Source organism: Corynebacterium sp. (genome assembly GCF_043426755.1).
In the GTDB taxonomy this organism is placed as follows: domain Bacteria; phylum Actinomycetota; class Actinomycetes; order Mycobacteriales; family Mycobacteriaceae; genus Corynebacterium.
On record NZ_JBHWRP010000095.1, the window covers coordinates 1 to 22,002 of the forward strand.

General features: G+C 65.6%; 23 protein-coding genes, 2 pseudogenes and 1 riboswitch. Of the genes and pseudogenes, 6 read left to right on the forward strand and 19 right to left on the reverse strand.

Annotated elements, in window-relative coordinates; translation table 11 throughout:
* Positions 1–655 (forward strand): annotated as a pseudogene (locus ACHFGA_RS09565) (hypothetical protein); the annotation flags it as partial.
* Here the strand turns inward: ACHFGA_RS09565 and manA are convergent.
* The 4 genes from manA to ACHFGA_RS09585 are packed head-to-tail and all read right to left on the reverse strand — an operon-like array spanning position 652 to position 4,786.
* Positions 652–1,821 carry a mannose-6-phosphate isomerase, class I gene (gene manA / locus ACHFGA_RS09570; RefSeq protein WP_394282154.1) on the reverse strand — a complete coding sequence of 390 codons (1,170 nt, stop codon included), beginning with the start codon at positions 1,819–1,821 and terminating at the stop codon, positions 652–654. The pseudogene ACHFGA_RS09565 and the gene manA overlap by 4 nt on opposite strands.
* 43 nt (positions 1,822–1,864) lie before the next feature.
* A complete protein-coding gene (locus ACHFGA_RS09575) occupies positions 1,865–2,869 on the reverse strand; it encodes a hypothetical protein (RefSeq protein WP_394282155.1) in 1,005 nt (334 codons plus the stop codon).
* An 11-nt stretch (positions 2,870–2,880) separates the two neighbouring features.
* Positions 2,881–4,251: a phosphomannomutase/phosphoglucomutase gene (locus ACHFGA_RS09580; protein WP_394282156.1), complete on the reverse strand. Its 1,371-nt coding sequence runs from the start codon at positions 4,249–4,251 to the stop codon at positions 2,881–2,883.
* A gap of 58 nt (positions 4,252–4,309) precedes the next feature.
* Positions 4,310–4,786 carry a DUF3499 domain-containing protein gene (locus ACHFGA_RS09585; protein WP_394282157.1) on the reverse strand — a complete coding sequence of 159 codons (477 nt, stop codon included), beginning with the start codon at positions 4,784–4,786 and terminating at the stop codon, positions 4,310–4,312.
* 93 nt (positions 4,787–4,879) lie between these two features.
* Between ACHFGA_RS09585 and ACHFGA_RS09590 the strand changes: the two genes are divergently transcribed.
* Positions 4,880–5,347 (forward strand): metallopeptidase family protein, encoded by a 468-nt coding sequence (locus tag ACHFGA_RS09590; RefSeq protein ID WP_394282158.1) that lies wholly within the window; start codon positions 4,880–4,882, stop codon positions 5,345–5,347.
* Here the strand turns inward: ACHFGA_RS09590 and ACHFGA_RS09595 are convergent.
* From ACHFGA_RS09595 to ACHFGA_RS09605, 3 genes are all read right to left on the reverse strand, one after another.
* Complete coding sequence (locus tag ACHFGA_RS09595) at positions 5,344–5,634, reverse strand: WhiB family transcriptional regulator (RefSeq protein ID WP_394282183.1); 291 nt, start codon at positions 5,632–5,634, stop codon at positions 5,344–5,346. The two genes, ACHFGA_RS09590 and ACHFGA_RS09595, sit on opposite strands and share 4 nt — an antisense overlap.
* A gap of 305 nt (positions 5,635–5,939) precedes the next feature.
* Positions 5,940–7,019 (reverse strand): sugar phosphate nucleotidyltransferase, encoded by a 1,080-nt coding sequence (locus tag ACHFGA_RS09600; RefSeq protein ID WP_394282159.1) that lies wholly within the window; start codon positions 7,017–7,019, stop codon positions 5,940–5,942.
* Between the two features lie 7 nt (positions 7,020–7,026).
* Complete coding sequence (locus tag ACHFGA_RS09605) at positions 7,027–7,974, reverse strand: glycosyltransferase family 2 protein (protein WP_394282160.1); 948 nt, start codon at positions 7,972–7,974, stop codon at positions 7,027–7,029.
* Positions 7,975–8,103: 129 nt separating this feature from the next.
* Between ACHFGA_RS09605 and ACHFGA_RS09610 the strand changes: the two genes are divergently transcribed.
* Positions 8,104–9,669, forward strand: a complete 1,566-nt coding sequence (locus tag ACHFGA_RS09610) for an LCP family protein (protein ID WP_394282161.1) — start codon at positions 8,104–8,106, stop codon at positions 9,667–9,669.
* Here ACHFGA_RS09610 and ACHFGA_RS09615 read toward each other — a convergent pair.
* Positions 9,662–10,507: a hypothetical protein gene (locus tag ACHFGA_RS09615; RefSeq protein ID WP_394282162.1), complete on the reverse strand. Its 846-nt coding sequence runs from the start codon at positions 10,505–10,507 to the stop codon at positions 9,662–9,664. The genes ACHFGA_RS09610 and ACHFGA_RS09615 overlap by 8 nt on opposite strands.
* A gap of 98 nt (positions 10,508–10,605) precedes the next feature.
* On the opposite strand from ACHFGA_RS09615, the gene ACHFGA_RS09620 reads away from it, so the two are divergent.
* Together ACHFGA_RS09620 and ACHFGA_RS09625 are read left to right on the forward strand one after the other, a co-directional pair.
* Positions 10,606–11,256 (forward strand): TIGR03089 family protein, encoded by a 651-nt coding sequence (locus tag ACHFGA_RS09620; RefSeq protein WP_394282163.1) that lies wholly within the window; start codon positions 10,606–10,608, stop codon positions 11,254–11,256.
* A gap of 97 nt (positions 11,257–11,353) precedes the next feature.
* The gene (locus tag ACHFGA_RS09625) at positions 11,354–12,469 is read left to right on the forward strand and encodes an HNH endonuclease (protein ID WP_394282164.1); all 1,116 of its coding nucleotides are present in this window, start codon (positions 11,354–11,356) and stop codon (positions 12,467–12,469) included.
* Here ACHFGA_RS09625 and ACHFGA_RS09630 read toward each other — a convergent pair.
* Genes ACHFGA_RS09630 through ACHFGA_RS09640 form a run of 3 tightly spaced genes read right to left on the reverse strand, consistent with a single transcriptional unit; the run spans position 12,459 to position 14,621 of the window.
* Positions 12,459–12,911 carry a YdcF family protein gene (locus tag ACHFGA_RS09630; RefSeq protein WP_394282165.1) on the reverse strand — a complete coding sequence of 151 codons (453 nt, stop codon included), beginning with the start codon at positions 12,909–12,911 and terminating at the stop codon, positions 12,459–12,461. The genes ACHFGA_RS09625 and ACHFGA_RS09630 overlap by 11 nt on opposite strands.
* Complete coding sequence (gene purE / locus ACHFGA_RS09635; protein ID WP_394282166.1) at positions 12,912–13,412, reverse strand: 5-(carboxyamino)imidazole ribonucleotide mutase; 501 nt, start codon at positions 13,410–13,412, stop codon at positions 12,912–12,914.
* Positions 13,413–13,430: 18 nt separating this feature from the next.
* Positions 13,431–14,621 carry a 5-(carboxyamino)imidazole ribonucleotide synthase gene (locus tag ACHFGA_RS09640; RefSeq protein WP_394282167.1) on the reverse strand — a complete coding sequence of 397 codons (1,191 nt, stop codon included), beginning with the start codon at positions 14,619–14,621 and terminating at the stop codon, positions 13,431–13,433.
* On the opposite strand from ACHFGA_RS09640, the gene budA reads away from it, so the two are divergent.
* Positions 14,601–15,326: an acetolactate decarboxylase gene (gene budA, locus ACHFGA_RS09645; protein ID WP_394282168.1), complete on the forward strand. Its 726-nt coding sequence runs from the start codon at positions 14,601–14,603 to the stop codon at positions 15,324–15,326. The genes ACHFGA_RS09640 and budA overlap by 21 nt on opposite strands.
* On the opposite strand, the gene ACHFGA_RS09650 is transcribed toward budA, so the two are convergent.
* The 8 genes and pseudogenes from ACHFGA_RS09650 to ACHFGA_RS09685 all read right to left on the reverse strand — a co-directional run bounded on the left by ACHFGA_RS09650 (position 15,323) and on the right by ACHFGA_RS09685 (position 21,856).
* The gene (locus ACHFGA_RS09650) at positions 15,323–15,784 is read right to left on the reverse strand and encodes a hypothetical protein (protein ID WP_394282169.1); all 462 of its coding nucleotides are present in this window, start codon (positions 15,782–15,784) and stop codon (positions 15,323–15,325) included. The genes budA and ACHFGA_RS09650 overlap by 4 nt on opposite strands.
* A 6-nt stretch (positions 15,785–15,790) precedes the next feature.
* Positions 15,791–16,507 (reverse strand): biotin--[acetyl-CoA-carboxylase] ligase, encoded by a 717-nt coding sequence (locus ACHFGA_RS09655; protein WP_394282170.1) that lies wholly within the window; start codon positions 16,505–16,507, stop codon positions 15,791–15,793.
* A gap of 9 nt (positions 16,508–16,516) precedes the next feature.
* Positions 16,517–17,563, reverse strand: coding sequence for a ThiF family adenylyltransferase (locus ACHFGA_RS09660; protein ID WP_394282171.1), 1,047 nt, complete (start codon positions 17,561–17,563; stop codon positions 16,517–16,519).
* 2 nt (positions 17,564–17,565) lie between these two features.
* On the reverse strand, positions 17,566–18,360 hold the full coding sequence (locus tag ACHFGA_RS09665) for a thiazole synthase (protein ID WP_394282172.1): 795 nt from the start codon (positions 18,358–18,360) through the stop codon (positions 17,566–17,568).
* Between the two features lie 2 nt (positions 18,361–18,362).
* Complete coding sequence (gene thiS / locus ACHFGA_RS09670; RefSeq protein WP_394282173.1) at positions 18,363–18,557, reverse strand: sulfur carrier protein ThiS; 195 nt, start codon at positions 18,555–18,557, stop codon at positions 18,363–18,365.
* Positions 18,554–19,684 carry a glycine oxidase ThiO gene (gene thiO / locus ACHFGA_RS09675; protein WP_394282174.1) on the reverse strand — a complete coding sequence of 377 codons (1,131 nt, stop codon included), beginning with the start codon at positions 19,682–19,684 and terminating at the stop codon, positions 18,554–18,556. Before thiO ends, thiS begins: the two co-directional genes overlap by 4 nt.
* Positions 19,677–20,328, reverse strand: a pseudogene (locus ACHFGA_RS09680) (thiamine phosphate synthase). Before ACHFGA_RS09680 ends, thiO begins: the two are co-directional and overlap by 8 nt.
* Positions 20,318–21,856 (reverse strand): bifunctional hydroxymethylpyrimidine kinase/phosphomethylpyrimidine kinase, encoded by a 1,539-nt coding sequence (locus tag ACHFGA_RS09685; protein WP_394282175.1) that lies wholly within the window; start codon positions 21,854–21,856, stop codon positions 20,318–20,320. Before ACHFGA_RS09685 ends, ACHFGA_RS09680 begins: the two are co-directional and overlap by 11 nt.
* Positions 21,846–21,950, reverse strand: a riboswitch (TPP riboswitch). (Overlaps the previous gene by 11 nt.)
* Positions 21,951–22,002 lie beyond the last annotated feature (52 nt).

Genomic DNA, 22,002 nt, shown 5'->3' on the forward strand with positions numbered 1-22,002 from the left:
CGTCACCGAGTCCTCGGAAAAGGTCTCGCACCTCGCGGAGCCTGAGGCGACCGCCACCGAGACCAGCGCGCCCCGCCCCCAGGCGGCCCAGCCTCGCGCCCAGGACCCGTTCCTGCCTCCGAACGCCGTCGTCGATGCCCCACAGGGCCACACCGCGCCGACAGTGGTCTACCGGCCCACGAATGTCGTGCCCGTCATCGGCGATGACTCCCCACAGCGCCGTTCAACTCCACAGGTCCCTAGCGCGCTTAACGACGATCCCCTGGCCGACTCGAGGTCCAACAGCCCAACTGGCGTACCTGCCGAACCCGGCACCGATATCGCGCCGCCGCAGCAGCCTGCCAGCACTGCTGAGCCGACGGCGCCCGCACCGGCAACTCCGACCGCACCAGCAACCCCGCCAACCCCGACGACTGAGCCTGAGGAACCGGCCCAGCCCGGACGCCCTGCTGAACCCACGTCAACCGTCGAGCCACCTGCGCCCGCAGCGCCCGCAGATCCTGCAGCGCTGGATGCGCCACTTGCGCCACTTGCGCCAGAGATGGACGAGCCTGTGCAGCAGCAGGTCCCGGAATCACGTCCGGGCGGTTCCGGCAGCCGGGCTGAACCGCTGCCATTCTGGCGGCAGATCACTAGTGGCCTGTTCGGCCGCTAGACCCGCGCGAAGAAGACTTCCGCGCCTTCCCCGCCGGTGAAGGCGCACGCGGGATCACTCGCAGGGATCCACGCTGCCGCGCCCGGGGTCAGTTCCAAGTCGCCGCAGGTGGCCACGCCGGCGGTGCACAGCACGATCGCCGGGCCGTCAGCATCGACGACCAGATCGGCCTGGCCCAGCTCGTGGCGCGAAAGGATGAAATCGTCCACGGAGACGGGATATTCGGTGCCCCCACCCACCTCTGTGACATCGACTTCTGGGTGTGCCAACGTGCCGAAGTCCAGCACGCGGACCAACTCAGGCACGTCAACATACTTGCTGGTCAAACCGCCACGCAGCACATTGTCTGAGCTCGCCATGATCTCTACCCCCAAGCCATGCAGGTAGGCGTGCAGCTGGCCTGCGCGCAGATGAATCGCCTCCCCAGGTTGCAGGGTGACATGGTTGAGCAGCAATGCGGCCAAAGCCCCGACGTCGTCTGGGTATTGCTCCGTCAGATCGATGAAGGTGCGGGCGACTCGGCCGATCCAATCATCGCGGTCAGCGATTGCCTGACACGCGGCGTTGGTCTCGTCGAGAAGCGCGATGCGTACCGTGCGCGGGATAGTGATCCACGTGGTAAACAGGGCGCGCAGGCTGGCCTCTTCGTGATCCGGATCGATCATCGTGAGGTAACGATCCAGCGGCGCACACCCCATAACCTCGAAGAGCTCGCGGGTCTGGTGCAGGGGGCGGAAACCGGCAAGCGCGTGAAATTCGCTCAGCGCGACGATCAGCTCGGGCTTGTGATTGGGGTCCTTGTAGTTGCGGTTCGGGTCATCCAGCGGGATGCGGTCCGCATTCTCCCGCGCAAAACCTTCGCGCGCCTGCTCCAGCGACGGGTGCGCCTGCAGGCTCAATGGCTCATCGGCTGCGAGTAGCTTCAGCAGGAAAGGCAGTTCCTCGCCAAACTTATCGACGACACGCTGGCCCAACTGTCCCACGGGGTCAGCGGCGATGATCTCATCGAGCGTGCGCTCCCCGATGCGCGAGGGATCACCCGGGTGGGCGCCATACCAAAGCTCTGCCTCCGCAGTAGGCGTCGGTGAGGGAAGTCCACGCAGGTCAGCCAACATGGTGCGCGAACCCCACGGGTAATTCCGCAGGGCACCTGTCAAAATCTCCAAGGCTGTGTTTCCGATCTGTGTTCTTTCAACAAGGGGCATGCTTCTAGCGGGGCTCATCGTCGAGAGTCGTGGCAGCGAACGCTCGAGTGATCAACCGAAGAGCCGAAGCAGTATCCCCCAGCCCGGGAACAAGGCTGTTTTCGGGGCGCGCGTTCGGCCACGGGGCCTCCTCATGGGCCCACACAATGGCCTTCAACGCTACCAGCTCACTCGGGCCGTCAAGGTATGGGTCATGAAAAATGTCGTCGGCGGCCGGCGGCTGTTCCAGCGCGCGGGGCGTTTCGTCGGGATGGCAATAGCCGCCTGGCAGGCCGCGCACCGACCAGAGCGTAGCCACGAATTCGGCCACCGCCATGCCGGTGCGGTTCAACCCGGTGTGCACAATCCGCGCGCCGGCCACGAATTCGCGCAGCTGGCGGGCGGGATTCACGGTGGCATCACGCTCCGGGGACAGGCTGGTCAGTTCCTCATCGACCTGCTCAGCCAGGTCGTGGAGTTTCTGCTCCACGATGGATACTGGCTGCCCCAACAAGTCCAAGACCGCGGCGACAACTCCGATCGTGCGCGCCGGCGATGCACCCACCGCGGTGGGCAGCGCCGGAATAACAAGTGCAGAGTCCGGGACGTCGTCGATAAGCGGACCCTGCGCAGGCCCGGCGAAGATGAGGGTTGCTCCGCGCTGCCCGGCGGAGATGATGTCGCGCGAGTAGTCGTCATTGTCGGCGGCATCGCCCACCATGATGACAACGTCGAGCGCCCCGATATATGCCGGGAGCGTATCGACGACCACCACCGGGCAACGTAGCGGGGAGCGCTGGTGCACCACATAACGCGCGGCGGCTCGCGCGATCTGGTCAGTCCCGAGGATCACCACGCTGCGCGGATTCAAGCCACGCAGCTGCTCGAACTCGTCCTGTCCCGCCTGCATCCTTCCTGCGATCGCGCGCAGCTGGGCGCCTTCGTGGGCGACGTCGAAAAAGCGCACCGTTTCGCGGTCGTAGTCGCCGGCGCCCTGGTAATAGCTGTTTCTATCCATGTCAGAATTCATCGGTCGCCACCCTAAGGGTGCTCGCTGCGAATAACGCCAAGGATCTCTGCCGAAAGAGTGTCAACTTCTTCCTGCGACTCCGCCTCCACGTTGAGGCGCAGCAGCGGCTCAGTATTGGAGGCGCGCACGTTAAACCAGGCCTTGGTGCCCTTTAGCGTGACGGTGACCCCATCGAGGCGGTCCACCTCGTCGATACGCGAGGTGAAGGCGTCGAGCACTGCGTCAGTGGCGGCGGCTTGATCCTCGACGGTGGAATTCAGCTCGCCGGAAGCCACGTAGCGTTCGTACTTCGCCATAAGCTCCGATAGCGGGCCGTCGAATTCAGCCAGCGCAGCCAGCACGTGCAACGCCGCGAGCAGACCAGAGTCGGCGTTGAAGAACTCCGTGAAGTAGTAGTGCGCCGAATGCTCCCCGCCGAACAGCGCCCCGGTGCGCGCCATCTCCGCCTTGATATAGGAGTGGCCCACCCGAGTACGCACGGGTGTGCCACCGTTTTCCGCAATGATCTCCGGCACCGCACGCGAGATAATCAGGTTGTGGATAATCGGCGTACCGGCCGGCGCATCACGCAGGTAACGCTCCGCGACCAGCGCCGTAATCGCCGAAGGGCTCACCGGCTGACCCAGCTCATCGACGACGAAGCAGCGATCCGCATCCCCGTCGAAGGCCAGACCCACCTGTGCGCCCTGCTCCACGGTGAACTTCTGCAAATCCACCAGGTTCTTCGGATCCAGGGGGTTCGCCTCATGATTCGGGAAGGTGCCGTCCAGCTCAAAGTAGAGGTCACGCACATCGAAATCGTGCAGCGTTGCGGGCACTGTCAGCCCGGCCATCCCGTTGGCCGCGTCCACGGCCACCACCATGCCGGCGCCATCCACCGGCACGAGCTCGCGCAGGAACGCAGCATAGTCATCCAACACATTTCGCTTTTCGACGACACCCTGGGCACCCGAGTAGACGGGGATCTCGTCGACAAGCATCTGCGTAATCTCCGCCAAACCCGAATCCTGGCTGACAGGAGTGGCCCCCGCGCGGCACAATTTGATGCCGTTGTACTTGGCGGGGTTGTGGCTGGCGGTGAACATCGCGCCGGCGCAGCCAAAGGTACCGGCCGCGTAGTAGAGCTCGTCGGTGGAGGTCAGGCCAAGATCCAGCACGTTAAGCCCCTGGGAGGTTGCGCCCTCAGCGAAGGCGGCTGCCAGCTCAGGCGAGGATGGCCGCATGTCATAGCCCACGGCGATCGTCGTTTCGCCCTCGCCGCGCAGGATGTGGGCGAAGGCGGCGCCGGTATCGCGGACGAAATCGGCATCAATGTCCTCGCCGACAACGCCTCGCACGTCATAGGCCTTGATCACCTGGCGGACGGATTTGATTGAGCGCATCGGGCACACCTGTCTTTTGTGAGTAATGATTAAACCAACAGGTAAGTTTACCGCCCGTTTACTCGGTGGGCTGGTGTCCCTCGCCGTCGGACTCCTCTGCGGTTTCCTCTGGATCCGGCACGACCTGCAGGTGCGCGCGACGTACCTGCTTGTACTGCTCTATCCGCTTCGTGCGGTAGACGGGGTGCCTGGAAGTATCGGGGTCGGTGTAGTCGCGCTGTCCGGCGTAGTCGATCGGGTCCTCGCCCGGCTCGACCAAACCGGTGGTCACACGCCCCGCCTCGCGCACGGCTTCGGCCAGGGCAGTGATGTCTTCGCCCTCGTCGTCGATATCAATATGGTCGACGCGCAGCATCTCCCAGCCCAGTGGAGCGGTGATGCGGCTGGCGTGGGATTCGCACAGGTCCCAGGAATGCGGCTCCGCCACCGGGGCCAAGGGGCCCACCACCGCGGTCGATTCAGAATAGGCGTAGGTCAGTGTGGCGACAGCTGGCTTGCCACACCCGGTCCGGCAACAACGACGAAATTTACTCACAGCTGCCAAGTCTAAACCCCAACTTGAGTTTTGTGAACCGGTGGGCGTGTTTCGCGCCCTTCAGCGCGTCGAACCGCCCTACTATATGGAGTTATGAGCACCCCCTCGCACCTCCGCGCTCGCCCCAGCCGCCATGGGCGTGGTCTGCGCGGACCTCTGTTGCCGGTAGCCATCCCCCGCTACCGCACACGCTCCCTGCGTTTCGACCAGGCGGTGCTGGAGGCGTACGCCCCGCTGCAGAATGCCTACTTCGATCAGCTGGCCAACGTCGACTTGGCGGTTGATGCGGTGCCGCGGATGCGATTGCGTGCGGACATGACGGTGCTTCCCGATGACATCGTCGCCGACGGGCCCGTACCGCTTGGTCGCTTGCTTCAGGCCGGGGTGGATCCCCAGGGCCAGCCGACGCGCGCCCGCATCGTCGTGTTCCGTGCACCCGTGGAACACCGGTGCACAAATGCACAAGAGCGGGCAGAACTCCTCACGTGGATTCTGACCGCTTTGGTCGCCAACTATCTCAATATGGCGCCCGAGGACCTCGATCCCCGGTTCGATTTCTAGCCTATCTGCTTCTTCAAACGGCGCCGCTCACGATCAGAGAGCCCGCCCCAAATTCCGAATCGTTCATCATTCTCGAGGGCATACTCGAGACAATCGTCTCGCACAGCGCAAGCTTGACAGATGCGTTTCGCTTCTCGTGTGGAGCCACCCTTTTCAGGGAAGAAGGCCTCAGGGTCTGTCTGCGCGCACAGCGCCTGATCCTGCCATTCCTGCTCAACAGTGCTAAATAACTCATCAAAAGTCATGTCGCCTGCGACTCCGCCACGGAGAACAGCGTTATGAGCCATGTCTTCCACGCTTTGTCCCTTTCTCCAATGGTTTAACTGATCGCGTTGATCTAGAAACCCACTATACGCGTGCTTTCGCGGCGCGGTGGGCTGTAACTACATAACTGTGATTCAACACGAGGGCCACAAATAGCGTCAACCCCACCAACGCGTTTGCGCAGGCCTTTAAGGGAATTGCCAGGTGACTCGCCACACGAGTCACACCAGTCACAAGTTCTACGATTCGGGGGCATAGGCCGGGGGTACTACATGTAGTGCCGGCGGGGCATACCGGCAACTAGTCATCGCCGCTATCGGCGTGTCGCTCACGCATCCGGGGAAAAGCGCACTCCAGAATCCGGAATCTCCACCCCTGGCCACACACGCATGCCGCCCAACAGCTCACAGCGCGCACCGATCGACGCACCCTCGCCGATGACGCAGTCTGTGATCCGAGCATTGGCGCCAATCTTCGCCCCCGCCGCAATAATAGAGTTCCGCACCACAGCACCCGGCTCCACGGTCACGCCGTCAAAGAGCACGGAATCGTCGATACGCGAACCCGCACCAACCTCCACCCCGCGCCCCACCGCGGTGCCACCGACCAGGATCACTCCTCCGGCGATGCCCGCCGACTCATCGACGAAACTCTCCCCCGTCTTGCCCTGCAGCAGTGGCGAATACGCGATCCCGCGCACCAGGTCCGAAGAGCCCTGCACAAAATCGTCTGGGCGGCCCATGTCGCGCCAGTAGGACGTATCGACGTGGCCCACCACCTTCGCGCCATTTTCCAGCATCTTCGGAAACGTCTCGCGCTCCACGCTGACCACGCGCCCCGTCGGGATCTGCTCGATCACCTCGCGCTTGAACACGTAGCAGCCCGCGTTGATCTGGTCTGTCGGCGGATCCTCCGTCTTCTCCAGGAACGCCTGCACGTTGCCATCGCTATCGGTGGGCACGCAGCCGAACGCCCGCGGATCCGGCACGCGCACCAAGTGCAGCGTGATGTCCGCGTCCTTCTCAGTATGCGCTTCCAGGATCTCGCCCAAGTTCGCCCCCGACAGCACATCGCCGTTGAACACCATCACGGTGTCATAGCGCAGCTTGTCGTACACGTTGCGGATCCCGCCGCCGGTGCCCAGCGCCTCTTCTTCCACCACATACTCGATCTCCAGGCCGAAATCAGCGCCGTCGCCAAAGTGTTCCTCGAAGACCTCCGCCTTAAAAGAGGTAGACAGCACAACGTGCGTCATGCCCGCCTCTTTAATCCGCGCCAACAGGTGCGCCAGGAATGGGAAGCCCGCCGTCGGCAGCATCGGCTTTGGAGTATTCACCGTCAGAGGGCGCAAACGCGTGCCGCGCCCTCCAACCAGGATCACCGCGTCCGTCGAAGAAGGATCCGCCATCGTGTACTCAACCTCTCACTTGTGTGTTTTCTTCATCTTTACACGCCTGCGAGCGCGCAGCCCGCCGCGCCTCCGCCCCGGCCACCACGCCCCGCAGCTGGAGCCCAGCCCACAGCGCAGCACGCAGCGGCGCCTGCCACCAGGCCGGATGCCGATCCGCCTGGAAGCGAAACGCCGAATCATGGTGCGCTGGCACCGTCACCCGCGAATGCTTATTCGCCGCGTGTCCTTGGTCATGCAGGATCCGGGCTGCCGGGCAGAATACGTTGTCCCAGCCAGCGCGCGCCAACCGGTCGCCAAAGTCAATATCTTCCAGGTACATGAAGTAGCGCTCATCGAAACCGCCCACGGCGTCGAAAGCCTCCCAGCGCACCGCCAGGCACGATCCGGACAGCCAGCCGGCGACGCGTTCGTTCTCCATATCGCCGTCATCGCGGTAGGCGCGCGAGAAAGGATTCTTCGGCCAAATTCCGCCTAGAAGGGCATGGCCTACACCGGTGACCAGCGTGGGCACCGCGCGCGCCGAGGGGTACGCAGACCCGTCCGCCTCCTCAATCCGCGGACCCGCCGCACCCGCCTTCGGGCGCCGATCAAGACAGTCCGTCAGCGCGTCGATCGCCCCCGGCAGAAATTCCACATCCGGATTGGAAATGATGAAATAGTCCGGATTGATCAGGCCTGCTTGTCGCTTATCGACGAGGGCCCGCGCCGCGGCGTTGATCGCAGCACCATAGCCGATGTTTCCGCCGGTGGGGAGAAACTCCACGTTCTCGTCGTCACGCGCAGCCTGTTGGGGCACCCCGTCGGTGGAGCCGTTGTCGGCAAGCACCACGAAGGTGCCGCGGCCGGTGCGTTCGGTGGCGTGCGGCAGCGATTCGAGGAACGCGCTCAGGTGCCGGCCGGGCGAGTACGTCACGGACACGACTGCGATGGGAGCGTTGTTTGGTTCAGACACAATGGATTTAGCTTACCCAGTCGGTCCGCAAAGATGAGGCTACGGATCACCATTTCGCCTAGGCGTGTCGTATAATTTGGGCCGACCTTCTCCTCACCATTCCCCCATTACGTAAGGTGCGTGACGAACGTGAGCCAATCGTACCGGCAGATCCGCGATATCCAGGCCGCGCCGTCAGGCCAGCGCGACATCTCCCAGTCGGGCAATGTCGTCGTTAAGTCGCTGCTCACAGTGCTAGCCGTGATCATCGTGGCCGTCACCGCGATCGGCTGGTCCACCGTCGGCCGCCTCGGCGGTGAGATCTCCGCCTCCGAGCTCTCACTTGGCGGCTCCAACGCGCGCGGGGACCACGAAGACGGCGCTACCGATATCTTGCTTGTCGGCTCGGACTCGCGCACAGATGCGCAGGGCAATCCGCTTTCCGACGAAGAACTGGCCCGCCTCAACGCTGGTGAAGCCGACGGCGAGCGCAACACCGACACCATGATGGTGATCCGTGTGCCCAACGACGGCTCCAAGGCCACCGCTGTCTCCATCCCGCGTGATACATATGTGCACACCGAAGACTTCGGCAACCTGAAGATCAACGGTGTCTACGCCGAGTTCGCGGCCGCCAAACGCGAAGAACTTGTCGCCGACGGAGCCAACGAAGGCAAGAGGCTGGAAGAGCGCGTGGCCTCTGCGGGACAGCAGGGCCTGATCGATACCGTGGCGGACCTCACCGGCATCAAGGTGGACCACTACGCAGAGGTCGGCCTGCTGGGATTCGTTCTGCTTACCGATGCCATCGGCGGTGTCGAGGTCTGTCTGAACGCGCCCGTCCAAGACGAGTTTTCCGGTGCGGACTTCCCCGCCGGGGTCTCCACCCTGGACGGCACCGAAGCTTTAGCCTTCGTCCGCCAGCGCCACGGCCTGCCCCGCGGCGACCTCGACCGCATCGTGCGCCAGCAGGCCTACATGGCATCGCTGGTGAACAAGGTGCTCAGCGCGGGCGTACTGACCAACCCCGCGAAGCTCAACGAGCTAGGCAAGGCCGTAGAGCGTTCCGTAGTGATCGACCGGGACTGGGACATCCTCAGCTTCGCCACCGAGCTTGCCAACCTCGCCGGCGGCAACGTCACCTTCACCACCATTCCCGTGACCTCTATTGATGGCGTCGGCGACTACGGCGAATCAATCGTGACGGTCGACGTTAACGAAGTCCACAACTTCATGGACGAGCTCCTCGTCCCCGAAGAGGCGCCCGACCAGCCGGCCGCGGAAGCAGCCCCAGCGGACACCGCCTTCGACGGCTACGAGGTCCACGTGCTCAACGCCGGCGCGACCACCGGCCAGGCCGGCGGCGTGGGTGCCTTACTAGAGGAACAGGGGATCAACGTTGCCGAGGTGACCAACGCCATGGCCGGCATCTATTCCTACAGCCAGGTTGTCGCACTTGACCCCGCCGACCCAGCTGCCATCGAGCTTGCCGAGCGCCTCGGCGGGCTCCCCGTCACCTCCAATGAGGGGCTCAATCCGAACTCGCTGATCGTCGTCACGCACGACGACTACTCCGGGCCTCAGTCCGAAGCCACCGATGATATGGACTCCCCTAGCTCGTCCGAGCCGGTCGGCACCCCGGGCGAAGACTTCGGCAACGCCGAGGTCGCCCCTGAAATCACCGCCGGTGGCGACGGCCCACGTTGCGTTAACTAGCGCGGCCAGGGCCAAACCACACATCGTCGTCGGCAAGATCGGGGATGTCGCGCAGGTTCGTGATCACCCCGTCGCCGTCCGTGTGGAACAGCCACGGCGACAGCGGCTGATTCGACTGCGAAAACAAGTCGATGGTGAAAGACAACACGGCCGGCAGGATCTCCCGACGATCGCCCTGCACGATAATCAACTCCGTGCGCGAAGGCATCCCCAGAAAATAACCGTCCGCGCACGGCGGCAACCCCATAAAACGGGCGCACTTCGCCAGGTACAGCGCCACCGACGGCAGCACCTTCGACGGGCCCGTCAACACCAGCCCCTCCCCAAAGTCGACCACCTCGCACTGGCGGGCACGCTCTTTAATGTTCTCCTCCACGGCCGCCTCCAGGCGCGCGTGCCCCACGATCGCCTCCAGATCCTCCAGCGGCTGCATCACCAGCACCCCGTCAAAGTCCAGGCCCCACGCCCAGCTGAGGTTATCGTCGAGACGCGTCGTGGGGATCTCGTCCAGGTCTTCCGCCGGCACGATCACCTTCACGGCATGCCCCATCACCTCCTCGGGCGTGAACTCCCCCTTGTCCTGAAAACGCTGCAGCAGCTCATGAGACTGCAAGAACCCGCTGAAATAATGATCGACGATCTGCTCCTCCACCTCCCGCGGCTGCCCCTCGATCTGGCGGACCATGTTGCGCATATCCAGCACCGCCCCACTGGGAAACTCCAGCTGCGTATCGCTGATCCATGTGGCGCCGGGTTCTTGGGTGCGCGCCCACTCGTCGATACGGCGGCGGATGCGGCGCAGGACACGGCGCTTACGGCCGGAAGAGATTCGTGACATCGGGTGATCCTTTCAAAACAGTGAGTGTGTCACCCGTATTAGACTGCCGAGCCCCCGCTTCGGTTCCTTCGAATCTGGAATTGCCTACGATGGTGGCCATGAGCATGCTTGCACCTCTATTGACCACCGACCCCGCCAGCCCCCGCCTCACCGTCTACGACGAAACCACCGGTGCCCGCATGGAGTTTTCCGGCGTCACTTTGGACAATTGGGCCAATAAGATCGCCAACATGCTCGTCGACGAGTTCGACGCCACCCCGGACACCACCATCCGCATCGATCTGCCCGTCAGCTGGCAGGCGGCGGTGATCGGCATCGGCACGTTCGCGGCTCGGCTTACTCCGCTTTACGACGAGGGCCCCGCCGACCTCGTCTTTACCACTGTTCAGCGTTTCGACGACTGGCCGGATGCCGACGATGCCGTGGTTGTTTCCGATGACCCCTTCGGCCGCGGCGTGGAAGAAGCAGGCGGTGAACTGCCGCTCGGCGCGGTCGATTTCGGCCCGACGGTGCGGTTCTATGGGGACCAATACTTCGGCGAGTCCGCACAGTTGAGTGATTTTGCCGCCGACACCGTTGGTGCGGAGCGCTGGTTGGTCACGGGGTGGTCGTCGACAAGCGACTTCCAAAGCCAAGTTCTGGCGCCACTGGCCGCGGGAGGGTCCGTGGTGGTCGTGGCGGGAATGGTGTCTGCGAATCGGCTCGACGAGATCGCTATAACCGAGAAAGTCACCGCCCGCAACACGTAATTTCAAAAGCGGCGTTTTCTGTGGATAACTCGGAGTTATCCACAGGCTGGCCAAGCGCCCTGCGCGCCGGGCTGCGAAAGGCTTTATCGTCAGGGACATGAACACTTTAGAACATTTCGCAGCCGCCTGGACAGGCATTATGGGCGCGCTGGACGAGGTGGCGGGCTGTAGTCTCGCCGACCTTTATGCGCTCGGCATCGATTCCAAGACGGCGAAACAGTTAGATCGTTACGCGGAAGTGTATTTCCGCTCCAAGGCAGCCCCACGCAAACAGGAACGAGCCCGCGCCGCCGTCATCGCAACCGGGCACACCCTGGCCACGCTCGGCGACATCGAACGCCTCGTCGGCCGCGTCCCCACCAAACACCGCTGGGACATGCGCGTCGAACTGTGCCAGGTGTGGCCAAACACGCGCGCGATCGAAGACCGGGCCGCGGAGCTCGAGCAGGAATACGGGGTAGCCACGAAGGAAGCGCCGGAGCCGCGCGTCTCCCACCGGGCGGTCCCGGATTCCGACCTCACCGACCTCACCCTGCGCGCCCCCTCCCACCTGGTCAAAGCGGCCCTCGACGGCGCCGAAGGCGTGGAAGGCATGCACGCGGCCGAAGCGATCCTGCGCGCCGCCACCTCCTCCGACGGCCTCGAAGGCCCAGAGATCGTCCCGGCGCTGATCATCCCCGTCGGCGACTCCGTGGAATCCTGGCGGCGCATCTCCGGCGGCGAAGTACAGCTCTCGCTCACCAACGGCACGGTCCTCAACGGCAAAGACCTAGTCCGCCAGCGCCTTTCGCGCCACGGTTTGGCGTTGCTTATCGACGAATACTCCGGCGACCCCATCGAGATCTATAAAACTGATGAGGAAAAGCGCCACCTCAACCCGAAGGAAAGCCAGATCCAAGCACTGCTGACACCCGTGTGCGCCGGCATCAACTGCTCGGTGGGTGCTGACGACTGCCAGAACCACCACATCGAAGCCTTCAAGCACGGCGGGCCCACCACGCTGGGAAATAGCACGAAGTTGTGCGGGTTCCACAACGGGCGCAATGACGATGACCGGGACAAACCGATGTACGGGCACGTCGAAAAGCTTGACGGCTTAGATTACTGGGTGCCAGCGTTTGGTGGCCGACCGCGCCTGAACCAGCACCGCGCGGCCAAAGGTGGCGCGGTGCGTGCAGTCCGCGCGATGAAGGAGGCCCTGGCTAGCCTCTGATCTTTCGCCACGCCACCCGCAGGATCGAATGCGGCAAGGCGAAAAGTTCGCGCACATAGTTCCAGGCGCGGGCGTCGACGGGCGTATCGGCCTGGTGGATGCGCACCGGGACGCCTAGGTGCCACGCCCACACCCGTGTGCGCAGGGCGTGAAAATTATTGGTGACGACGTGCAGGACCTCCGCATCGGGGGCGAGCGCCCGGGAGTATTCCAGGTTCTCGTTCGTGCTCGTCGCGCCCTTTTCCTCGACGATATCGTCGGGATCTACCCCGTGGTCGGCCAGCCAGCGCGACATCACGGGCGCTTCGCCACGCCCAGACACGATCACGGGGCGTGGCGACGACTCATAGAGCCGCGCCGCCAGCTCAAGCCGACGTTCCAAAATCCCGCTGGGGCGGCCATCACGGGTGCGGGCGCCTAGCACCACGATCGGATCTGGCACCTACTGCCCCATCAGGCGATCGCGCAGCGCCTGGTCCTTGGCCTCGACCTCGTCGGCCATGCGCTTCTGGTAGTCGACCATGCGTTGCATCAGGCGCTCATCGCCCGTGGCCAGGGTGCGCACCGCCAGCAGGCCCGCGTTCTTCGCCCCGCCGATGCTCACGGTCGCCACCGGCACCCCACCGGGCATCTGCACGATCGACAGCAGCGAGTCCAAACCGTCCAGGTCCTTCAGCGCCCGCGGGATCCCAATCACCGGCAGCGGGGTGGCCGCAGCGACCATCCCCGGTAGGTGGGCTGCACCGCCGGCGCACGCGATGATGACCTTGAGACCCTTCTCGTGCGCGGACTTCGCATACGTCAGCATGCGTTCCGGGGTGCGGTGAGCAGACAGCACGCCCACCTCGAAAGGCACACCGAACTCGGCGAGCACTTCGGCGGCGGGTGCGACGGTATCCCAGTCAGAATCAGAGCCCATGATCAGGCCAACAAGTGGTTGCATGCGCTTTACTCTAGCGGGTTAGCGCCAGCTGGCCGTTACTAGGAAGTGCGCGGCGCCCTGCGCGGCCTCGCGCGTGGCCTCCACGTCGGGGCCGCGCACATTCACGTGCCCCAGCTTCCGTCCGGCGCGCCACGACTTGCCGTAGAGGTGGATGCTCGCTTCCGGGTAACGCTGCATCACTTCTGCGACGCGCTGCTCCATCGGCATCTCCGGATCGGTGTCGCCGCCGAGCACGTTGGCCATCACGGTGACCTCGGCGGTTGGCTCAACCGATCCGAGCGGCAGGTCAGTCACCGCGCGCAGGTGCTGTTCGAACTGGCTGGTAGTACAGCCGTTTTGGGTCCAGTGCCCGGTGTTGTGCGGCCGCATCGCCAGCTCGTTGACGCTCACGGTGCCGTCATGCTCGAACAGTTCCACGGCCATCACGCCCGTCACCCCGAGTTCTTCGGCGATGCGCGTGGCCAGCTCCTGGCAGTTCGCGGCCAGCTCGTCGGAAAGCGCCGGCGCCGGGGCGATCGCCTCCACACAAATCCCGTCGCGCTGCACCGACTCGACGACGGACCACGCGCGCGTCTCCCCGCTCGGCCGCCGTGCCACCATGGCCGACAGCTCACGGCTGAAAGGGACTTTGCGCTCAGCCATCAACGGCACGCCCTCGCCCAGCAGCTTATCGACGAGTACCTCGCACTCTTGCCGGCTTTTCGGGAACCACACGCCGTGGCCGTCGTAGCCGCCGCGGGTCGCCTTCAGGCACACTTGGCCGTCGACGCTGTCCCAGAACTGCAGCGCCTCATGTGCCGATCCCACGCCCGCGAATTCCGGCACCGGCGCCCCGATCTCGCGGAGCTTGCGGCGCATCACCAGCTTATCTTGGGCGTGCACCAAAGCGTTGGGGCCGGGGTGAACGGCCACGCCCTCGTCGATAAGCGTGTGTAAATGCTGCGTGGGCACGTGCTCATGGTCGAAAGTGACCAACCCGCGGGCGGCGCGCTGCAGGTCATCCAGGTTGGTGTAGTCCCCCAGCACTGTGTCCGGGATCACCTGGGCCGCCGACGAATCTTTCGCGCCGGCCAGAAGCCGCAGGTGGATGCCAAGTTCAATGGCGTCGGTTTGCATCATGCGGGCGAGCTGACCGTCGCCGATCACAGTCACAGTAGTCATATCGGCAATGTTAGTAGCCTGGGGAGCATGAAGGATATTGTGCGGCATACCATTCTTCAGAACTCCCTGATGTCGGGACTTCTCGACGGCATCTACGACGGAGAAATGACCGTCGGCGAAATCCTCGGCCACGGAAACTTCGGCCTGGGCACGTTCAACGCCCTCGACGGCGAGATGATGATCCTGGACGGCGTCTGTTATCGGCTGCGCGGCGACGGCACCGCCACCATCGCGGAGCTGGGCGACAAAAGCCCGTTCGCTGTGGCCACCAACTTCGTGCCAAGGATCACGGCTGAGGCGCCGCGCGGGATGCGTCGTGACGCACTGTCCGCGTTCATCGACGAGCTGGAGCCTTCCGCCAACTACATGTATGCGGTGCGCATCAGCGGGCTTTTCGACGACGTGACCACCCGCACCGTGACTCGCCAGGAAAAGCCCTATAAACCGATGACGGAGGCGGTGGGCGATGATGCGGAGCTGCATTTCCGCAACGTGCGCGGGGTGATCGGCGGGTTCCGCACCCCGATCTATGAGAAGGGCATCGGCGTGCCCGGCTGCCATGTGCACTTCGTCGACGATGAGCGCAGCGCCGGCGGGCACGTCCTTGACTACACGGTGCGCGAGGCGACGATCGAGCTGTGCCCGGGCACCGACTTGGACCTGCGTCTGCCGCTGACCACCGAGTTCGCCCGCGGCAACCTCGCCCCGGATGACTTAGACGAGCAGATCCACTCCACCGAGGTCAAAGACTAGCGCGAGTAGCGCGGCGTCCGGCGCAGAATCTGTTCGACGCGTTTCGCCCGGCCCACGTGTGGGAAGTAGACGGGGCGGTCAAAACCGTAGATCGCCACCGAAATGCCCCCTTTGTGGCGGCGCACGGAGTGGATCTGGCCCAGCGGGATCGAGTCGACGCGCGGCCGCAGTTCCCCGGAGCGCGCTAGGATCCGCTTATTTGTCACTACGAAGCGTTGCCTGCGCGAGCGGACCAGCGGCAGCACGAAGCGCCACACCCCCAGCGCCGCCCACACTAGAACAACCGCGTTGCGCAGCTGCATATTGACGTACGTTCCCGGCTGGTCCATGAACCCGATGACGATCCACGCCACCCCCGTGATCAGCAGCAATTCCAGAAACGGGAACACTAGGGTGCTCAGCGGCGCGCACATGTCGGCGCGCGCGTACTCGCCTCTTCCTAGTTGAAACCGTGCCATGGGCCGTTATTGTACCGCCCGCAGGTGTGTGACGTCTCCGGCGGAGTAGGTGGTGCCGTCGACGATGATTTCGCCGCGCTCGCTCACCCCGTCGGCGCGCCCGCTGATTTCTCCGCCCGGCGCTTCCAGACGCACATCCTGGCCTATGGTCACGCAGGCGGCGCGGTAGTCGTCGAGAAGCTGCGCTTCCCCGGCTTTCCATTGCGCTTGTCGACGATCGAACGCCACCAAAAGCCTCTCCACCACGGCGGTGGGGTCTGCCTCCATGCCTTCTAGAACTAAGGAAGTGGCGTGCGGGACGGGAAGTTCTTCGGCGGTGAGGTTGACGTTGATCCCGATGCCCACAACAATCCGCGGCGCCTCATTGAAGTCGGCCTGGGCGAGGATGCCGGCCAGCTTCTTCTCCCCCACCAGCACGTCATTGGGCCACTTCAGCTGGGTTCCAGTAATCGCGTCGCAGGCGGCCAGGCCCATCGCCAAAGGAAGCAACCCGAGGCGGTCGACGGGGGGCTCGTCGATAAGCACCGACAGCGCAATGGACGCCCCTTCCGGCGAGGACCACTCACGCCCCAGGCGTCCGCGGCCGGCGGTTTGGGTGCCGGCGATAAGTACCGTGCCGGGGGTGCCGTGGGCGAGGAGGTCGGCGTTGGTGGAGCCGGTCGTCGCCACGTACTCGATGGGCAGCCCGGTGGCCGCGCGGAGGTGCTGGATGTCGATGGTCATGCCGAAAGTCTAGCGCGCCACGCCGTGCGCGGTGGTGCCGCCGGGGAGATTGACCAGGCGCACTCCCGCGGCGGTGGCGCGCGGGCCGAAGCGGTCGATGAAGCGGGCGGAGCGCTGCCCGGAGGCGCAGTACACCAGCACGGTGCCGTCCAGCCCGGCCGGCGGAGAATCCTTGTCCCAGCGCGATGCCGGATAGTGCAGCGTGGGTGTCTGCGTCGGCAGGTCGCGGGTGGCCTTCTCCTCGGGCTCGCGCACGTCGAGTAGCTGCCAGCCCTCGGTCAGGGCGGTGCGCAGGGTGGCGGCGCCGGCGGGTTCGGGCAGGTCGGTCACGAGCGGGCGCGCGGGGTCGGCGGCGACGGTGAAGCTGGTCATGGTGGAGCTAAGCGCGTCGTAGGTGAGCAGCCGGCCCACCTGCTGGGAGGCCGGTTCCAGCCCCGCAATATATTTAACGGTCTCGGTGGCCATGAGGCTGCCCATCACGCTCGTCGTCACGCCGAGGACGCCGGCGGTGGCGCAGTCGGGGGCGTCGGCCGGGTCGGGCGCGTTGGGATAGAGGTCGCGCAGCCCCACCCCGCGCTCGCCGGCTCCGGAGCGCCACACGGCCGGCTGCCCGCCGTAGCGCAGCACGGTCCCCCACACCAGGGGCGTGCCGGTGATTTCGGCAGCGTCGGCGGCCAGGTATTTCGTGGCGAAGGTATCGGACCCGTCGACGACCACGTCCACGCCGGCGAAAAGTTCGATCGCGTTTCGACGATGCACCCGGCCCTCTATGGTGTGGATCGTGAGCTCGGGCTGCATCGCCGTCAGTCGGCGGGCGGCCGCATCGACTTTGAGCTGGCCCACGTCTTCGGGGGTGAACAGGATTTGGCGGTGGAGGTTGGAGGAGGCGACCACGTCATCGTCGATAAGCGTGATCGTGCCGATGCCCGTGGCCACCATCGTCTGCAGAGCCGGGCAGCCCAGGCCGCCGGCGCCGATGACCAGCACGTGGGCGTGGCGGAGTGCGCGTTGACCGGCGCTACCGAAACCGGACAGGAGGATTTGGCGTTCGCTCATGGCTATAGCACCTGGTCGGCCCAGCTGGCCACGCCCTCGGTCGGTGAGGAGGCGTGCGCGCCGTCGGCGTGGGTGCGGCGGGGAATGCGGCCGGCGGTGCGCGCGAGGCGGCCGGCCTCCACGGCGTGCGCCATCGCCTGGGCCATCGCCACCGGGTCCTGGCAGCGGTTGATCGCGCTGGCCAGCAGCACGCCGTCGCAGCCGAGTTCCATGGCCAGGGCCGCGTCGGAGGCGGTGCCCACCCCGGCGTCGAGAAGCACGGGCACGGTGGCGCGCGCACAGATCAGCTCGAGGTTGTGCGGGTTCAGGATGCCCAGCCCGGTGCCGATCGGCGAGCCCAGCGGCATCACCGCGTGCACGCCCACGTTTTCCAGGTGGGTGGCCACGATCGGGTCGTCGGAGGTGTAGGCCAGGACGACGAAATCTTCGGCAACGAGCTGCTCGCACGCCTCGATCAGTTCGGTGGTGTCGGGCAGCAGGGTGTGGTCGTCGGCAATCACCTCCACCTTGATCCAGTTGGTGCCCAGCGCTTCGCGGGCCAGGCGGGCGGTGATCACGGCGTCGCGGGCGGTATGGCAGCCGGCGGTGTTCGGCAGCGGGTCGATGTTCAGGCGGCGCAGCAGCTCGAAGATGGATTCGCCGCCGGTGCTGGTGGCCGCGGTGTAGCGGCGCATCGCCACGGTGGTCAGCTGGGTGCCGCTGGCGCGCAGGGATTCTTCCAGCAGTGCGTGGCTGCTGGCCCCGCCCGTGCCCATGATCAGGTGGGAGTCATAGGTGCGGTCTGCGATGGTGAGCACGTTTAGCCTCCTTGGACGGCGGTGAGGATGTCGACGCGGTCGTCGTCGGCAAGCGGGCGCGACCAGTCGCTGGCGGGCACGACCTGCCCGTTGACGGCCACGGCGATGCCGGTTGAGCCGCCGGTGATGTCCGCGACGAGCGTGCCGACGTCCGCCGCCTCCGTCTGGTGGGTCTGTCCGTTCAGGGTGATGTTCATGCTGTCTCCTTATCGGTGTGTCGTAGTGGGTCGCAGGCTGAGATGTCGAAGCCCTCCGCGCTGCCTGTGCCCAGCCGCGCGCCGACCGCCCCGGCCAGCGCGGACAGCAGGATGCCGTGGCGAAAATAGCCGGTACTGATAATCAGGTTCTCGCCCACGCGGCCCAGGTAGGGCAGGTCGTCGGGGGTGCCGGGCCGGGCGCCGACGGTCGCGTCGATCAGCTCGCAGTCCTCCAGCCCAGGCACGATGCGGATGGCGTCGCGCAGCAGGGCGAACACCCCGTCGACGGCGGGCAGCGTGCGCCCGTCCTCGCGCGAGGTCGCCCCCACGGCGATGGTCCCGTCGGTGCGCGGAATGATGTACACCGGCCGGTCCTCCACAAACGCGCGCACGACCCGCCCCACCGGCGCTTCTTGGCCGTCGGGGACGCGCAGCCGCAGCATGTCGCCGCGCACCGGCCGCAGCTCCAGCCTGCACGGGGCAAGCTGTGCCGCGCCCAGCCCGTTGGCCAGGTACACGGTTGCACGCTTAACGACGATGCCCTCGCCCGCCTGCACCTCCACACAATGGGCGCCGTCCATGACAAGCTTCTCGACGGCCACCGGACGATGACGCACCCCACGGTCCAGGAGCAGGTCAAAGAGGCTGCGGGTGTATAGCCGCGGGTTGATCTGGTGATCGGTGGGGATCTCGACCGCGCCGGCGATGCGCGGGTGCAGGCCGGGCTCGAGGCGGCGTGCCTGGCGCACCGTCAACCGGTTCACCTCCATGCCGTGGGCGTGCTGGTGTTCGGTCAGGTCGGTGAGGTGGTGGGCGTCGGCGCGGTCGGCACCCACGACGAAGGTGGGCTCGGTCCGGTAGCCCAGCGGGCCCGCGCCGGCGGCGGTGAGGCGACGAATCAGGTCCGGGAAGATGCGCCCGGACTCCACCATCAGCGGGTAGAGCGGTTCCTGCTTGTATTGCACCTCCGCGATCGGGGCGAGCATGCCGCCGGCCGCCCAGGTCGCTCCGCTGATCGGCTCCGGATCAATGATCGTCACCGCCGCGGGATCCACGCCAGCGTCGATAAGCTCAAAGGCGGTGGTCAGGCCAATGATTCCCGCCCCGATGATCACATGCTCAGCCACGGGGATCCATCCCCTCCACGATGCGACGCGCCACCGCCGCCGGATCGGCCGCGTTCCCGATCTCGCGGACCACCGCCACCCCCGCAACCCCAGTCGAGGCAAGAGCGGGGACGTCGTCGACACGCACATCGCCGATCGCCACCACAGGCACCTTGAAGCCTGCACCAGCGCCGGGTACCCCTCCACCCCAATCGGCGGACGGCCGGAGTCCTTCGTCGGGGTGGGCCGAAACGGGCCGGCCCCTACATAATCAATCACGTCGGCATAGGCGTTAGCGGCGCGCACCAACTCGAGCGTGCCCGTGGTCAACCCGATGATCGCCTCCGGCCCCAGCACCGCGCGCGCCAACCGCGGGTTCAGATCATCCTGCCCAATATGAACGCCATGGATGTGGTGGGTGGGCATGAGCGCTGCGGCAACGTCGACGCGGTCGTTGATAAGCACGCGCGTGGCGGGATTCGCGGCACACACAGCATCGGCCACCGCCGCCGCCAAGGCCGTCAGATCGCGCGCCGAAATCGGCTTGCTGCGCACCTGCACCCCCCCGCACCCCCGCGGGCGGCAGCGGCGGCGACCTCTACGGCGCGCGCCGGGTCCGCGGTGATGACGTAGCAGCGCAGGTCAAGGGGCTGTTTAGCGGTCATGGGAGGCCCTTTCGTCGGGGGTGGCGATCCAGGCGCGGTCGGCCTGGGCGAAAAAGTCCAGTTCGTAGCGCGATGCGATGCGGCAGGCGCGGGCGGCCTCGTCGGCAAGCGAAGGATCAGCGGCCAGCGTGGCTTCGACCCGGTGCAGGGCCGCGGTGGTCGCCTCGGTGAAGTCATCGCCGGCGTAGGTGGCCAGCCAATCATGATAGGGGTGGTCCGGGTGGTTGGCCTCGGCCAGACGCACCCCGACCTCGGCGTAGAGCCAGTAGCACGGTAGCACCGCGGCCTGCCCCACCGCGGCGGGCTGGCTGTGCACGCTGGCCAGCAGGAAGTCGGTGTACGCCTGCGTGACGGTCGAGGGTTGGGCGGGTGGTTCGTCGGCAAGCCAGGTGCGTTGCATGAGTTGCTCATCAGCGATCGCCCCGCGCGCGTCCTCGGCCCAGGCCCCGCCCAGCGCGGTGAGCGCGGCGGCGTACCCGACCAGGTAGAGGGCGTCTTGGCCCAGGTAGAAGCGGAAATCTTCGGCGGGCAGGGTGCCGTCGGCAAGATCGCGGATGAATGGCAGCGCCAGAATATCGGTCATCCACGGCGCGCTGACCTCCCACAGGGCCTCGGTGTGCGGGCCGACGGGGGCGATCCGCGCGCGAGCCGGTTCGCTTGTCGACGACCACGTGGTGCTTGCCCGGGCCACCTCTTGGAGGCGGCGGGCCGTGTGCGAGTGGTCGACGGGTCCGTTGCCGTGGCCGATCTGCAGGGCGTCGGCGGCGCGGATGGATTCGTGGAGCCAGCGGGTGGCCCAGCGCACAGCATCTTCGGGGCCGTGTCCCCAGGCCAGGCGGGTGGCGATCGCCGAGGACAGCGAGCAGCCCGTACCGTGCGTGTTGCGCGTGTCCACCCGCGGCACCGCGATGCGGGTGACCTCGCCGGCCGGGGTGACCACCGCGTTATCGGCCTGCGGGCCTTCTAGGTGCCCGCCTTTGGCCACGACCACGGCCCCCGTGCTCGCCGCAAGGATGCGGGCTTGCTCGATGGCGGCGTCCATGGTGGTGGCAGGCTGATCGTCGATAAGCACTGCAAGTTCTGGCAGGTTCGGGGTGAGCACGTCGGCGTGTTGTGCCAGCTCAATGAGTGCGGCAGTGGCGTCGTCGGCAAGCAAGTGATCGCCGGACGACGCCACCATCACCGGATCGAGGATGACCGGGCACTCGCACGTGGCGACGAGATCCGCGACCAGCTCGGCGATCTCCGCCGAACCCAGCATTCCGATCTTGATCGCGTCCACCGCCACGTCATCGAAGACGGCGGCGAGCTGGGAGCGCAAAAACTCCAGCGGCGGGGTGTGGATCTCGCGGACCCCGCACGTGTTCTGCGCCACCAGCGAGGTGACCACGCTATAGGGGAAGCCGCCGGCGGCGGTGATCGCCTTGATATCGGCCTGGATGCCGGCCCCTCCGGTGGGGTCGGTGCCGGCGATGGACAAAACGCGCGGAATGCTGGCGCGCGCAGGACAATGATGCAATTGCTGCATGGGACAATCCCTTCGCTAGTGCTAACTAGAATCAGGTTCAACGGGTGTAATCTCAGCGCCTCGCGTTGTGCGAGGGGCACCCCGTGCCGTTAGAAAGTGACGTTAACATACGGCGTCGCGCGGGCGGGCGCTTTTCGACGATTTCT

Coding starts and splice junctions, on each gene's coding strand:
- ACHFGA_RS09650 (WP_394282169.1), bottom strand. CDS start 15,784: ATGGCACGGTTTCAACTAGGAAGAGGCGAGTACGCGCGCGCCGACATG.
- ACHFGA_RS09685 (WP_394282175.1), bottom strand. CDS start 21,856: ATGCAGCAATTGCATCATTGTCCTGCGCGCGCCAGCATTCCGCGCGTT.
- ACHFGA_RS09590 (WP_394282158.1), top strand. CDS start 4,880: ATGAGCACCCCCTCGCACCTCCGCGCTCGCCCCAGCCGCCATGGGCGT.
- ACHFGA_RS09660 (WP_394282171.1), bottom strand. CDS start 17,563: ATGAGCGAACGCCAAATCCTCCTGTCCGGTTTCGGTAGCGCCGGTCAA.
- ACHFGA_RS09620 (WP_394282163.1), top strand. CDS start 10,606: ATGAGCATGCTTGCACCTCTATTGACCACCGACCCCGCCAGCCCCCGC.
- ACHFGA_RS09655 (WP_394282170.1), bottom strand. CDS start 16,507: ATGACCATCGACATCCAGCACCTCCGCGCGGCCACCGGGCTGCCCATC.
- ACHFGA_RS09575 (WP_394282155.1), bottom strand. CDS start 2,869: ATGAATTCTGACATGGATAGAAACAGCTATTACCAGGGCGCCGGCGAC.
- ACHFGA_RS09615 (WP_394282162.1), bottom strand. CDS start 10,507: ATGTCACGAATCTCTTCCGGCCGTAAGCGCCGTGTCCTGCGCCGCATC.
- ACHFGA_RS09600 (WP_394282159.1), bottom strand. CDS start 7,019: ATGGCGGATCCTTCTTCGACGGACGCGGTGATCCTGGTTGGAGGGCGC.
- budA (WP_394282168.1), top strand. CDS start 14,601: ATGAAGGATATTGTGCGGCATACCATTCTTCAGAACTCCCTGATGTCG.
- ACHFGA_RS09625 (WP_394282164.1), top strand. CDS start 11,354: ATGAACACTTTAGAACATTTCGCAGCCGCCTGGACAGGCATTATGGGC.
- ACHFGA_RS09595 (WP_394282183.1), bottom strand. CDS start 5,634: ATGGCTCATAACGCTGTTCTCCGTGGCGGAGTCGCAGGCGACATGACT.
- purE (WP_394282166.1), bottom strand. CDS start 13,412: ATGCAACCACTTGTTGGCCTGATCATGGGCTCTGATTCTGACTGGGAT.
- ACHFGA_RS09580 (WP_394282156.1), bottom strand. CDS start 4,251: ATGCGCTCAATCAAATCCGTCCGCCAGGTGATCAAGGCCTATGACGTG.
- thiS (WP_394282173.1), bottom strand. CDS start 18,557: ATGAACATCACCCTGAACGGACAGACCCACCAGACGGAGGCGGCGGAC.
- ACHFGA_RS09640 (WP_394282167.1), bottom strand. CDS start 14,621: ATGCCGCACAATATCCTTCATGCTCCCCAGGCTACTAACATTGCCGAT.